Origin of the sequence: Mucilaginibacter gynuensis (assembly GCF_039541195.1) — a bacterium.
Classification (GTDB): Bacteria; Bacteroidota; Bacteroidia; order Sphingobacteriales; family Sphingobacteriaceae; genus Mucilaginibacter; species Mucilaginibacter gynuensis.
Window position 1 is genome coordinate 733,781 of sequence record NZ_BAABFT010000002.1, and the last position, 13,407, is coordinate 747,187.

Sequence of the window (13,407 nt, forward strand, 5' to 3'; positions counted from 1 at the left end):
CAATTACACCATGAAATTTTTTATTGATACAGCAAATCTTGCACAAATTAAAGAAGCACACGAATTAGGCGTTTTAGATGGCGTTACCACCAACCCTACCCTGATGGCCAAAGAAGGCATCACCGGTCAGGATAATGTGATTGCCCACTACAAAGCCATTTGCGAAATTACCGATGGCGATGTAAGCGCCGAAGTAATTGCGACTACTTATGACGAGATCATTGTTGAAGGTGAAGCTTTGGCTAAACTGCACGAGCGCATCGTGGTAAAAGTGCCGATGATTAAAGATGGCGTTCGCGCTATTAAATACTTTACTTCAAAAGGTATCAAAACCAACTGTACCCTGGTATTCTCTGCCGGTCAGGCTTTGTTAGCTGCTAAAGCAGGCGCTACTTATGTATCTCCGTTCATTGGCCGTTTAGATGATATTTCAACCGATGGTTTGCAACTGATTGAAGATATCCGTTTGATCTATGATAACTACGGTTACGAAACTCAGATCCTGGCTGCTTCGGTTCGTCATGCTATGCACATCATCAATTGCGCTAAATTAGGTTCTGATGTAATCACAGGTCCGTTAAGCGCTATCACCGCTTTATTGAAACACCCTTTAACTGATAATGGTTTAGCCCAGTTTTTGGCCGACCATGCTAAAGCGGCAGGTAAATAATTATAAAAACGATCACGATATGAAACAAGACATAGCACAATTAGAGCAGACCGCCTCGCAGGTAAGGCGCGATATCGTCCGCATGGTACATGCCTGCCAGTCGGGGCACCCCGGCGGTTCTTTAGGCTGCGCCGATTTCCTGGTGGCACTCTATTTCAACGCCATGAACCATAACCCGGCTTTCAGCATGGAAGGCAAAGGCGAAGATCTTTTCTTCCTTTCTAACGGCCACATTTCCCCTGTTTTTTACAGCGTACTGGCTCATGCCGGTTATTTTGATAAAGCCGAACTGGCTACTTTCCGTAAACTGAACTCACGTTTACAAGGTCACCCTACTACTCATGAGCATTTACCGGGCGTGCGTATCGCTTCGGGTTCTTTGGGCCAGGGTTTATCGGTAGCTATCGGCACCGCTTTAGCTAAAAAGCTGGATGGCGATCCGTCTATCGTATATACCTTACATGGTGACGGTGAGTTACAGGAAGGTCAGATCTGGGAAGCGGCCATGTTCGCCCCGCACAACAAGGTAGATAACCTGATCGCTACTATTGACTATAATGGTCAGCAGATCGATGGTCCTACCAGTTTGGTACTTTCTTTAGGCGACCTGAAAGCCAAGTTTGAGGCTTTTGGCTGGGATGTTTTGGATGAGCCTAAAGGTAATGATATGGCCAGCGTAGTTGCCGTGCTTGAAAAAGCCAAGAGCCATACCGGCAAAGGTAAGCCTGTAGCCATTTTGCTGCATACTGGCATGGGTTACGGTGTCGATTACATGATGGGCACCCACAAATGGCATGGTACCGCGCCTAACGATGAGCAATTAACACTTGCCTTAGCGCAATTAGAGGAAACTTTAGGGGATTATTAATATCAGGTTCCGGTGGCGGGGTTTCTGTGGCGGGTGAAAAGCCCTGCTATGGTTTTACCGGCCACAGGCCACTCACAACAGACAACTCATAATGAAGAAATATACTTTCACAGAAAAAAAAGATACCCGCTCGGGTTTTGGCGATGGCTTGCTTGAGGCAGGTAAACGCAACCCCGAAGTGGTGGCACTTTGTGCCGACCTGATCGGTTCACTCAAAATGAACGATTTTATCAAGGCTTTCCCTGAACGCTTTTTCCAGATCGGCATCGCTGAAGCCAACATGATCGGCATCGCGGCAGGTTTAAGCATCAGTGGTAAAATACCTTTTACAGGTACTTTCGCTAACTTTTCTACCGGCCGTGTGTATGATCAGATCCGCCAGTCGGTTGCTTACTCTGATAAGAACGTAAAGATCTGTGCTTCGCACGCGGGTTTAACCTTGGGGGAAGATGGTGCTACACACCAGATCCTGGAAGATATCGGCTTAATGAAAATGCTGCCGGGCATGACCGTGATCAATACTTGCGACTATAACCAGACCAAGGCGGCTACCATCGCTATCGCCGAGCATCATGGCCCGGTTTACCTGCGTTTCGGTCGTCCTGTGGTGCCTATCTTTACTGATGCTGATCAAAAGTTCGAGATCGGTAAGGCATGGATGGTGAACGAGGGTGCCGATGTATCTATCTTCGCTACCGGTCACCTCGTATGGGAGGCTATCCTTGCCGGTGAAAAACTGGCCGACGAAGGTATCGATGCCGAGATCATCAATATCCACACCATTAAACCTTTGGATGCGGAAGCCGTACTAAAATCGGTTGCCAAAACCGGTTGTGTGGTTACTGCCGAAGAGCATAACCGTTTAGGTGGTTTGGGTGACAGCATCGCGCAGCTTTTAGCGACCAATACCCCTGCCCCGCAGGAATATGTGGCCGTAAACGACAGCTTTGGCGAAAGTGGTACACCAGCGCAACTCATGACCAAATATGGCCTCGATGCCGAGCATATCATCGCTGCTGTGAAAAAAGTCATCAGTAGAAAAAAACAAAACGGATAATTTCCTTATAAACTATAAACAAATCGTCATTGCGAGGCACGAAGCAATCCCCTACTTACAGAGCGGTTCTGTATAGCTTGGAGATTGCTTCGTACCTCGCAATGACGATATACTCTTAAGAACTTACGTTCAAAATTATGCCGTAACGGTTAAAGTAGTGTTAGTTACCTTAACTGTGTATTGCTTAAGCGCGGTGGCTGCCGGTCCTAATAAAACAGCTCCGGTTTTACTGAATTCGCTGCCGTGGTTAGGGCAAATGAATTTACCTTGTGAGTTGTTGTAGTTGATAGATGTGCCCTGGTGTGTGCAAGCAACCTGTACCGCGGTGAAGGCATCGGCAGTGTTGCCGGTTGCAATACGTACCACTATCACCCCTTTTGCAACCTTAGATGCGCCAACTGACGTTAATTCAGAACTTAGGTTAGCTGTAACAAGGTCATTGTTACCACCGTTATTTCCCCCGTTGTTACCTCCGTTGTTGTTATTGTTGTCATCGGGTGTAGGGTCGTTTTTGGGCGAGCTTCCGCATGATGCAACGCCGCAACCCAGGCATACGGCGGCGAGGCCGATGCCAAATTTTGATAAAAATTCGTGTCTTTCCATAATGAGTTAGTTTTAGTGCTGATTATTTATAAGTGCCTTTGTGTTTCTTGTTTAAATCAAATACCCTTGTTATGGTAAAGCCAATACGGTATTGCCCCTTACCCCATTTAGATTCGGTATCGGCCAGGTAATTCATCTCGGATATGGCCTTGGCATTGCTGAAATTGAGCGTAAATACGTGGCCGCCGGTTTCCATCTCAATGCCCACGCCCGATGCATCGTAGAAATACGGGCTGGTGCTATTTTTGCGGAACGAGGAGAAAGGATGCGCGTAATCAAATACGATCCCCATGCGCTTGGTCACCTTTAAACGGCCTGCCGCAGCAAGCGAGAAAATATTTTGCTCGTTACCCTGTATGTAAGGGAAAGGCAGGTTGTTACGTAAAAATATCGGCGAGATCTGTAACGATAATTTCGACGAGAACTTACGGGCTATTACCGCCTGTGCTAAATAAGAAAAGCGGTTAGTGTAATCGTCAAACACATTGGTTTCTACACTGTAAGGCTTTAAACCCATGCGGCCTATCAGGGTAACGGCAACCGGTACGTGATCATCTGATGTTTGGTGCAAGATGTTGTATTTGAGACCAAGCTCTATCAGCTGCTCAAACTTGCTGCGGCCGAAATCGATATCGAGGTTATCGGTAACGCCGTATTCAAAGCCGATATAAATGTCGGATGAGTTATCTAAACCCCACAGCGTTTTGCCGCCGCCATCGGTACCGCCAATATCACCGAAACGGTGAACTACCAAAAAGTTGAGGTTGTTCTTTTTAACGGTTTCGGTAGTTTGCGACAGGATGAGCCGCGTTGACTTGAAGGTAGCAATGACAGGCTCGCTCTTTTCGGAGCCGCCAAGCGAGTTAAGCAATGAATCGGTAGATGCAGAGTCGGTTTTTGTTTGGGCAAAGGCTACGCCCGCCGTCACGGTGAGTAACAGTATTAACAGGGATTTTTTCATGTGTGATATATTTGTGGTGAGCTATTTCTTATAGGCTTCGTAGGTAGCGGCAACCTTAATTTGTATACTTTCGGCTATCTTTTTAAATACTATTTGAGGTATCTCTATGTTGTGGTCTTTACACAGCACCATAAACTCTGACGACAGACTTACCACACCTTTGCTTACCGTTATTTTACCGGGAATGGTACGGTTTTGCTTTACGCCATGTACTTCCAGTACGCCTGTTACGTTCACGGCGAAGGTGCCATCCTGTGTTCCGCTTATTTTTTGCGATACCTTGCCCTTGAATGTGGCGTTAGGATATTTATCGCTTTCCATATAGTTTTCGTTAAAATGCTCCTGCATCAGCGCCTTTTGGAACTGCAACGAGCGGATAGGTAAGCTAAAGCTCAAGTCGCCGGTGGTGGCATTAAATACTGATACGGCCTTTGCCGAAGAAGCATCGATATTCTCCAGCGGAGCTTCAGAATACAGGCTGATCTTAGCATTTTTACAAACATAGATCTCCTGCCCCACCTGGTTTGTGCTAAACCAGGTAAGTAAAATTAAAGCGATATATTTCATAGATTATTTGGGTTTGCCTGTGTTGAAATTCCAGCCTACGCCTACTGCCACCCCTGTAGTTTTCAGATCGGCCTGCGAAAACCCGATCTCCGTTAACGGCAGTTTGAGGTAAGGTTGTACAATTAAATTGAACTTTGAATTTATTTGTCGTTGATAGCTCACGTTAATATTAGCCACACCAAAAATGTGCTGATTTTGGTTGGTGACCGTCATTTTGCGCACATCGGTTGTGTTGGCATAGGTATAAGTATACTTTTCGCTCAGCATAAAGTATGATGATAAGCCCGTACCCGCGCTAAAACTATTTTTGCCTTTACTGTAAATTTGGTAATTGATATTTAGCGGAACATCAAGCACATTACAATTGGCAGCCACCGTTGCCGGCATGTAAGCCCATTGCCTTTTATATTGATCGCCATTGGCTGCATAAGGTTTTACAGCGTACGATACACCGGTAGTAACACTCCATTTGTTGGAGATGCGGTAGGATAACATTACCCCTGCGGATGTACCCACACGGCCATTATTAAACGAACCAACACCATTTACATCCGGCGCAGCCAAAATACTAAGGGCGAAACGAGGCTTGCTTACACCTGTTAAACATATTAGACGCCCACCAATGTCATTTATTAAAGTAGTTTGATTGATTTTTACCGGACCATCTGATATATCCACCTTATTATTAGCGGATGCAATCAAGTTTGAATCAGCATTTCGATCACGAGTATTGGTGTTCGTATTAGCTGATGCAATCAGATCCGAATCTTTTTTGTCACCATTGCTGATGCCTGTTTCCGGTTTGCTTTTAGGATGGTTAGCTGTATAAATAGCATCCTTATTAACATTACTGCCCGCTTGTTTTTTACTCTTTCCTTTTGCGGCAGTTTCGGCAAGCAAAGGTTCTTCGTTTTTCATCCTCGCATTATCTGTCTCCAAACCCTTGCTGCCTTGTAACTGCACACCCCTGTTAGTTGTTGTATCGTCAGTTTTACTTCGCGTTGCCTGTTGCTGTCCGGTTTTAGTGATCAGGTCGGGCTTTTTATTGTTTTTAGTGCCCTTATCATTATTCCCTAAGTAAAACCAGCCTAAAGCCAATATCAACATGGCAGCAATACTGCCTGCAATAATGGTAAGCCTGCGCACAACTCCCCTCCTCGCCGGACGCTCGTCCAGCATTTTTTCCATCGCATCCCAATCCGCATCATGAAAAGCAATATGATTTTCCGCATCGGATAGCCCGTCGCTAAAAATCTTATCTATTTTATTACTGTCTTGCTTTTTCATCTTATAATTCCGTTACCTAAAAAGGTAACTTTTAAATTCGCTGTACTAATGGCTACTATCGGGGTATAGGCTGTGCCCGAATACTGCCCCGGTAAATTATCTGCATCGGCTATCATCTTCTTTAACTTATCGCGCGCCTTAAAAAGGTTTGATTTTGATGTGCCGCTGGTTATTCCCAGCAATTCGCCAATCTCATCATGCGTATATCCTTCAATGGCGTATAAGTTAAACACGGTTCGGTAGGCATGGGGCAGCTGCTGTATCATGGCCAGCAGGTCATCATACCTCAATTTTCTATCGGGCATATCATCATTAGCTACCTCGGCCGCCTCGTCAATATCATCGTTATACATCATTTTAAGATTGTTACGATAATAATCGATACTCGTATTCATCATGATACGGCCCAGCCATGCCTTAAAGGGCTTGCCATTATCAAACTTATCCAGGTGACTGAACACTTTGAAAAAGCCCTGGTTCATGATTTCGGCAGCCTCATAGCGATTGCCGGCATATCGTAAACATATACCCATAGCAAAACCATAAAATGTTTTGTACAACATTTTTTGATCGAGCCTTTGCTGTTTTATACAACCGGCGATTAAATTTTGTAGTTCTGCTTCTCCCATACAGGCGGTACCGCTTTCATTTTAAAATTACGCCTTTTTACACATAACACGAAGATACTTTAGCAATGGTTGCCTCAACTATTATATTTTTTTGAAAAAAGTAATATTCAGACTGGCCATTGCTTCGACATAGCCACATATCACTGTATATCAATAAATTAAAAACAACCAAGAGTTGTAATAATATTGTGGGCAGGTTTTACAAATTAATAATATTGATTTACAGCCACATAAATACTTTCTGAAAATTCTTTTACAGACACAGGCAACCCATCCTGATTTGAGGGCGTACTCACTTTATAAAATTTAATTTTTAATCACATTTTCTCAACTAAAATGAAATCAACACATCACAAACTGATGATAGCAGCCATTGCGGCGGTTATTATCTCATTCGCTTCGGCCTGCAAAAAAGATTCAAACAATACCGACAATACCAAGCCCGATGAACCTACAACAGTAACCGGCGTAAAGCTTACGCAGAACGCCACTTTCGGTAATATCATTACGGATAGTAAAGGCCGCTCGCTTTACTTTTTCGCTATTGATGCCGATGGAAACTCCAACTGTAACGGCCAATGCGCCGTGGTATGGCCTGTTTTTTACAAAGAAAACCCTGAAATGGGCACCGGCCTTAACGCTGCCGATTTTGCCGTTATTACCCGTACCGATGGCAGCAAGCAAACCACTTACAAAGGCTGGCCGCTTTACTACTACCAAAGCGATAGCCAGGCCAATGATGTAAAGGGCGATAAGGTTGGCAACACCTGGTTTGTAGCCAAGGCAGATTATACCGTAATGCTGGCCAATAAACAATTGGTTGGGCACGATGGCGTTAACTACAACGGCCAAAGCCAGCCTGCTACCGAAGTAACCCAATACATTACCGATGCAAACGGCCAAACGCTATATGATTTCGCGCCTGATAAATTCAAGAAGAACAACTTCACCAAACCCGATTTTTCAAACAACGCGGTATGGCCTATTTACGAGGTAGCCACTGTAGGCAGCATTCCATCGATATTGGATAAAACACAGTTTGACGTGATAGATGTATTCGGCAAATCGCAATTGGTTTATAAAGGTCACCCACTGTACCATTTTGGTACCGATGCTGGTGTGCGCGGCAACACTAAGGGCGTAAGTTTCCCTACCCCGGGTGTATGGAAAATAACTAATTCAACCACTGTTGATGCTCCTGCAAACTAATCAATTATATCCCTTACCAACAGGCGCAGTAATTGCGCCTGTTGGTATTTTTTTACTGCGAATAGATTTAAACCGACAAAATATCTCCATTAACTGCCACACAATAAGTAAACAGTACCATAAATAATTGCGGGCACTTACATAGCTTTACTTTTATTATGGAACAAAAACTCCCTTTACCACCGTTCACTTTTGAAACGGCTACCCAAAAGGTTCAACTGGCCGAAGATGCCTGGAACAGCCAGGACCCGCACCGGGTCTCATTAGCGTATACCATTGATACCGAATGGCGCAACCGCGATAAATTTATCAACGGCCGTGCGGAAGTAGTGCAATTTTTAACCTCCAAGTGGCAAAAAGAACAATCGTACAAACTCAAAAAAGAGCTGTGGACTTATACCGGAAACCGCATTGCCGTACGTTTTGAATACGAATACCATGATCATACCGGGCAATGGTACCGAGCCTACGGCAACGAAAACTGGGAATTTGACGAGAACGGCCTGATGCAAAAACGCTACGCAAGCATCAATGATCTGGCTATAGGTGAGGAAGACCGCAGACTTTAATACCACAGTTTAGCGGTATATTTACCCCCGTTGTAAAGCCTTTTTTACTATGAACCGGAAGAATGAAGTTACCCAACTGTTTAATGTTGAATACCCTATAATTCAGGCGCCTATGCTTGGCGTTACTACGCCCGAAATGGTGGCGGCCGTATCAAACAATGGCGGACTGGGTTCATTACCTGTAGGTGGTTTATCGGTAGACAGAACTCGTGCGCTCATCCATCAAACCAAGGCATTAACTCAAAAACCTTTTGCTGTTAATTTATTTGCTAACGCGAATGCCATGCCCAACAAAGAGCAGGTAAAACCGATACAAAATTTTATAAAGCAACTTGCCGCTAAACATGGTTTGGATTTTGAAGAACAATCCGTAAACAGTTTTGAATATTATACCTATCAAGATCAGATTGCGATACTAATACAAGAGCAGATCCCTGTAGTTAGTTTCACCTTCGGGATAATTGACAACGATAGCATTGAGGCTTTAAAAAGGGCAGGCACCATACTTATAGGTACGGCAACCTCAAGTAAGGAAGCGGAACTGATAGCAGCCAAAAATATTGACATGATCACAGCGCAAGGCATTGAGGCGGGTGGGCACAGGGGCACATTTTTAGATGATGAACCGCTGCCGATGGTTGGCTCGATGTCGCTGATACCGCAAATTGTTAGCAGGGTTACTAAACCTGTAATTGCCGCGGGCGGTATTATGGATGGCGGCAGTATTAAAGCAGCCTTCGCCTTAGGTGCAAAAGCCGTGCAGGTAGGTACCACGTTTATAGCAAGTGATGAAAGTATGGCCATTGCGGCATATAAAACAGCCTTACAAAACAGCGTGGAAACGGATAGCATGATCACACGATCTATCTCGGGCAGATGGGCCCGCGGTTTACGAAATACGTTAATTACTGAATTGGAAGCATCGGGCATTGAAGCAGCACCATACCCCGTTCAGTATAGCCTGGTTATGGCTTTACGTAATTTAGCCCTTGCCACAGGTAATATTGAATTTATTAATATGTGGGCCGGGCAATCGGGCTATAAAGCACAGGCCAAACCCAGTGCCGAAATATTGCTGGATTTGGTTAAACAGGCAGAGATGTTGGATGTTTTTTGAAATATAGCCGTATAATTTTTACGCGCTGTCATCTCGAAACGCAGTGAGAGATCTTCTTCACCCTGCAAATCTGCTACTTGTTTGATGAAGAAGATTTCTCCTCGTTCCTCGTCGAAATGACAATCATACTTTAATAATTCTCAGCAATTTAAAAAACCTAAACCGTAGTATACCGTATTTAAAAATACAACTGCACCATGTGCCGCCAGTACTTAGGCCTGTGGGCTTCTTCGTTCCAGATATAGAGGGAATTGTTGATGCCTTTTTTCGATAGCTCGCTGCTGAGGTAACGGTTATCATCCAAAAACGCATCCTCTTCGCCTACGGCTATAATAATATCCAGCTTACGGATCTGGTTGATCAAGGCCTCATCGTACAGATTGCTGATGTACTGGTTAGGCATGTTGAAGTAAATATCTTCGTTATGATAACCATCCAACAAGTCGCGGAACATTTTGATAGGCTGCGATACATCATACCTGCCGCTCATGCCCACTACTTTGCAAAACAGTTGCGGATGTTTAAAGGCGAGGTTTACCGCGTGGTACGCCCCCATGCTGCAACCGGCAGATATTACCGACGAGCCCGTATTAATTTCATCAATAAAGGGGATCACCTCGTTAACGATATAACCTTCGTATTGTATATGCCTGCGGATACGTTCGCGGGGAGGGATATTGAGGTTATAAAAGCTTTCCTGATCTATACTGTCAACACAGTATACCTGCAATTCGCCGGCCTCAATGCGGGGCCGCAGGGCTTCTATCACCTTCCAGTTTTCGTAATCGTAAAACCGGGCCATGCGTGTTGGAAAAAACAGTACAGAAACACCGCCGTGCCCGAATATCAATAACTCCATGTTCTTACGAAGCGAGGTACTGAACCACTTATGATATTCTCTTTTCATCCTTTATATTAATGTTGAAAGATGCTCACTGTTTATAACATTATTGTTAAATAATCCTGATGCTTTCCGCAAGTTTTGGGTAGAGGGCGTTTTTCCATAACTCATACCCCTTAGCGTTTAAATGCAGCCCATCATTACTGTAATACTCATATTTCGGAAAGCCCTTGGCATCAATCATCTGGTTATATACGTTAACAAATTGCCAGTTATGAAAATGATGCACTATCAGGCTCTCGATAATGCGGTTGCTGTATTTAAACTTCTCTATCAAATGCCAGCGGGCAATACTCGGTTTAAGCGATATAAAAAAGCAGGGAATGCTACCAAACGTGCGGTGCACATCGGCCGCGAACTGCTTAAAAAATATAAACACCTCTTCGGGGTTGCGCCCGTCGCCAAGGTCGTTATCGCCTGCATACAGCACAATAGCCTCGGGTTTGTATGGAGCTACCACACGCTCGTAAAACCAAACGCAACCTGCCAGGGTAGATCCGCCAAAACCTAAATTTACCGGACTAAACGGCTCGAAATCTTTTTGCAGCGTACTCCACATACGCATGGACGAGCTGCCATAAAAAAGCACTTTAGGGTTGTACCCTAATTTGCTTCGTTCACTTTCTAACCGTCTAACCTCGTCTTCGTACCAATACATATTGTGTTACATCCAAATATAAAAAAGCTTTATCGCATTCAGCGGATAAAACCGTCAAAATAACATTTAAAATAATGCGCTATTTAAACTTCACTCCCTGTGCTTCGGGCGGCAGCGGAATAAATTCCGTTTCGCCGGGTACAGGTGCAAAGTTTTGCTCGCGCCAGTTTTGTTTAGCCTGCTCAATCAATTCGCGGCTGGTGGCTACAAAATTCCAGTATATAAAGCGTTCTTCGGGGAACGCGTCGCCGCCAAAAAAGTAAATGGTGGTATTTTCGGCCATGGTAAACTCGCACAGGCTGCTGTTTTTAGCTACCAGTAGTTCTTTAGGGGCATAGCTTACACCGTCGGTTTCAATACTGCCTTCCAGTATATACAACCCGGCTTCGCCATACAGCTCATTCCCTATCCTGATGGTTTGTTTAACCGTACTTTTCAACTCCAAAAAATACAGCGGACTATACACCGGCACCGGCGATTGCCTGCCCATGATACTGCCTGCTATCAGCTTGTACTGTACACCGTCGGTTTCCCAGGCGGGTAGTTCATCTTCGCCAGCGTGGAAAAATGCCGGTTCCATTTGCTCCAGTTCCTTGGGTAAGGCCACCCATATTTGTAAACCGTGCATTTGCTTATCCGAATGCCGCAAACGCTCGGGTGTGCGCTCGGAGTGGGCTATGCCCTTTCCGGCTGTCATCCAGTTTACTTGTCCGGGTTCAATTTCAATCGCTGTACCCAGACCATCGCGGTGCATTATATTGCCTTCAAATAAATAAGTGAGGGTAGAAAGCCCGATGTGCGGATGCGGGGGAATATCGATATTATGATACTCGTTCAAATTAACCGGCCCCATGTGATCGATAAATATGAACGGACCAACCATACGTTTACTGCTAAAAGGCAGCAAACGGCCTACCAAAAAATTACCGATATCGCGCGGACGTTCTTCAATAATGAGGCTGATGTTTGACATGGCTGTTTTTATTTAGCTACAAGCTGCAATGTACTACATAAATGGTATATAGCTATAACGGGAGCGTAAAAGCTGTGTTAAAAAATCAACAGCAATAAAAAAGCAGGCTTTGTGAGGCCTGCTCTTTTATTGAATGACTTAGTATTTGGAGGCACGAAGTAATATCTACGTTTCTGCAGTAATCAAAGTTGGTCTGCTCTTGGGCGCAGTGCCCCATTACTTTTGAGCCCAAAAGTAACAGACTAAGCGAAGCGATCTCATGAGCACCTATAAAAAACAAACAAACAGCGAATAACGGCTTGTCCAGCAAAAGGCTTCTTTGCCGCACGAAGCCATCCCTGCAAAGCGTGCAGAACCCGGGGCGGAACTTTTGCCCAACTTCTCTATCCTGCCCTCATGCAACAAGTTCCAAAGCCCGCCTTTGCGCACAAGCCACCGGTGTTCTGCCCGCTTTCGCCCGAAGCTCTTTGCTGACGGGGAAAGAAAATTAGCGACCGCTGTTTAAAGCTGCCAATGCTTGTTCAGGTGATGACAGGTACAGTTTATATATATCGGCTGTTCCGCCTACGTGGATCTCAAAGGTGTCGTTGTCGATAGCATTTAGCAAGTCGGTTGCTACTACTGATGGAGGGATACCGTTTTCGCCGCCTATCTCCTGCGAAAAATCGGTGTTTACTAAAGGAGGCATTAATTCGTAAACCTTTATCGCCGTGTCCTGAAGGGTATGGCGCAAAGCCCTGGTATAAGAATGCAACGCCGCTTTACTTGCCGAGTAAGTTGGTATGTTAATACCCGGTACAAAAGCTACTATAGATGAAACGTTTACAATAGCGGCTTCTGCCTGTGTTTTTAACAACGGCAACAGTTGCTCGTTCAGGTTAATGATAGCTAAGTAATTGGTGGTTATTTCTTCGGCTGCTTTTTCAAAAGCGCCGCTGTTATCATCCAATTTATAGTATGATGCCGCGCCCGCGTTGTTGATCACTATGTTGAGTTGAGGAAAATCGGCGTTTATCTTATCTGCCAATTGCTTTACTTCGGCAGGGTTGCTAACGTCGGATACAATGGCGGTTACGTTTTTAAGTTGAGCGGCGGCTTTCTTCAGCCTCTCCTCGTTACGGCCAGTAATAATTACGTGGTTGCCCAGCGCATCAAATTGTTTAGCAATTTCAAACCCTATACCTGCGCTGCCGCCGGTTATTAGTACGGTGTTGTTTGTAGTTTTCATTTTCTTCTTTTTTTAGTTGTTGTGATATCTTGTTAATAATATACCAATTGGTATATTATTGTTTTTAAAATTACCCGATGGAATGATTGTCAAAATTCATGTTCATCCTA

Annotated in this window: 15 protein-coding genes; 6 read left to right on the forward strand and 9 right to left on the reverse strand. The window is 44.6% G+C overall.

Translation table 11 applies throughout. The features are described from left to right. The first annotated feature begins 10 nt into the window (after positions 1-10). The 3 genes from fsa (at position 11) to ABD894_RS06335 (ending at position 2,595) form a co-directional block, all read left to right on the forward strand. The gene (gene fsa, locus ABD894_RS06325; RefSeq protein WP_345209184.1) at positions 11-670 is read left to right on the forward strand and encodes a fructose-6-phosphate aldolase; all 660 of its coding nucleotides are present in this window, start codon (positions 11-13) and stop codon (positions 668-670) included. Then, complete coding sequence (locus tag ABD894_RS06330) at positions 648-1,538, forward strand: transketolase (protein WP_345210147.1); 891 nt, start codon at positions 648-650, stop codon at positions 1,536-1,538. Before fsa ends, ABD894_RS06330 begins: the two co-directional genes overlap by 23 nt. 91 nt (positions 1,539-1,629) lie before the next feature. Then, the gene (locus ABD894_RS06335) at positions 1,630-2,595 is read left to right on the forward strand and encodes a transketolase family protein (protein WP_345210148.1); all 966 of its coding nucleotides are present in this window, start codon (positions 1,630-1,632) and stop codon (positions 2,593-2,595) included. A gap of 135 nt (positions 2,596-2,730) precedes the next feature. Here the strand turns inward: ABD894_RS06335 and ABD894_RS06340 are convergent, their stop codons facing one another. Genes ABD894_RS06340 through ABD894_RS06360 form a run of 5 tightly spaced genes read right to left on the reverse strand, consistent with a single transcriptional unit; the run spans position 2,731 to position 6,642 of the window. Further along, positions 2,731-3,198, reverse strand: coding sequence for a QcrA and Rieske domain-containing protein (locus ABD894_RS06340; RefSeq protein WP_345210149.1), 468 nt, complete (start codon positions 3,196-3,198; stop codon positions 2,731-2,733). A 22-nt stretch (positions 3,199-3,220) separates the two neighbouring features. Further along, positions 3,221-4,159: a DUF5777 family beta-barrel protein gene (locus ABD894_RS06345; protein WP_345210150.1), complete on the reverse strand. Its 939-nt coding sequence runs from the start codon at positions 4,157-4,159 to the stop codon at positions 3,221-3,223. A 21-nt stretch (positions 4,160-4,180) separates the two neighbouring features. Then, complete coding sequence (locus ABD894_RS06350) at positions 4,181-4,726, reverse strand: YceI family protein (RefSeq protein WP_345210151.1); 546 nt, start codon at positions 4,724-4,726, stop codon at positions 4,181-4,183. A gap of 3 nt (positions 4,727-4,729) precedes the next feature. Next, complete coding sequence (locus tag ABD894_RS06355; RefSeq protein ID WP_345210152.1) at positions 4,730-6,013, reverse strand: outer membrane beta-barrel protein; 1,284 nt, start codon at positions 6,011-6,013, stop codon at positions 4,730-4,732. Beyond that, entirely contained in the window at positions 6,010-6,642 is a 633-nt protein-coding gene (locus tag ABD894_RS06360; RefSeq protein ID WP_345210153.1) for an RNA polymerase sigma factor, read from the reverse strand. The genes ABD894_RS06355 and ABD894_RS06360 overlap by 4 nt, the downstream gene beginning before the upstream one ends. Before the next feature lie 336 nt (positions 6,643-6,978). On the opposite strand from ABD894_RS06360, the gene ABD894_RS06365 reads away from it, so the two are divergent. The 3 genes from ABD894_RS06365 (at position 6,979) to ABD894_RS06375 (ending at position 9,537) form a co-directional block, all read left to right on the forward strand. Then, positions 6,979-7,851 (forward strand): hypothetical protein, encoded by an 873-nt coding sequence (locus ABD894_RS06365; protein WP_345210154.1) that lies wholly within the window; start codon positions 6,979-6,981, stop codon positions 7,849-7,851. Positions 7,852-8,009: 158 nt separating this feature from the next. After that, the gene (locus ABD894_RS06370) at positions 8,010-8,420 is read left to right on the forward strand and encodes a nuclear transport factor 2 family protein (RefSeq protein ID WP_345210155.1); all 411 of its coding nucleotides are present in this window, start codon (positions 8,010-8,012) and stop codon (positions 8,418-8,420) included. Positions 8,421-8,469: 49 nt separating this feature from the next. Continuing rightward, positions 8,470-9,537 carry an NAD(P)H-dependent flavin oxidoreductase gene (locus ABD894_RS06375; protein WP_345210156.1) on the forward strand — a complete coding sequence of 356 codons (1,068 nt, stop codon included), beginning with the start codon at positions 8,470-8,472 and terminating at the stop codon, positions 9,535-9,537. A gap of 178 nt (positions 9,538-9,715) precedes the next feature. Here ABD894_RS06375 and ABD894_RS06380 read toward each other — a convergent pair whose 3' ends face one another. The 4 genes from ABD894_RS06380 to ABD894_RS06395 form a co-directional block, all read right to left on the reverse strand. Continuing rightward, positions 9,716-10,444: an esterase family protein gene (locus ABD894_RS06380; protein ID WP_345210157.1), complete on the reverse strand. Its 729-nt coding sequence runs from the start codon at positions 10,442-10,444 to the stop codon at positions 9,716-9,718. Positions 10,445-10,490: 46 nt separating this feature from the next. After that, positions 10,491-11,096: a GDSL-type esterase/lipase family protein gene (locus tag ABD894_RS06385; protein ID WP_345210158.1), complete on the reverse strand. Its 606-nt coding sequence runs from the start codon at positions 11,094-11,096 to the stop codon at positions 10,491-10,493. A gap of 79 nt (positions 11,097-11,175) precedes the next feature. Continuing rightward, complete coding sequence (locus ABD894_RS06390; RefSeq protein ID WP_345210159.1) at positions 11,176-12,069, reverse strand: pirin family protein; 894 nt, start codon at positions 12,067-12,069, stop codon at positions 11,176-11,178. Positions 12,070-12,556: 487 nt separating this feature from the next. Further along, positions 12,557-13,297, reverse strand: coding sequence for an SDR family oxidoreductase (locus ABD894_RS06395; protein ID WP_345210160.1), 741 nt, complete (start codon positions 13,295-13,297; stop codon positions 12,557-12,559). Positions 13,298-13,407 lie beyond the last annotated feature (110 nt).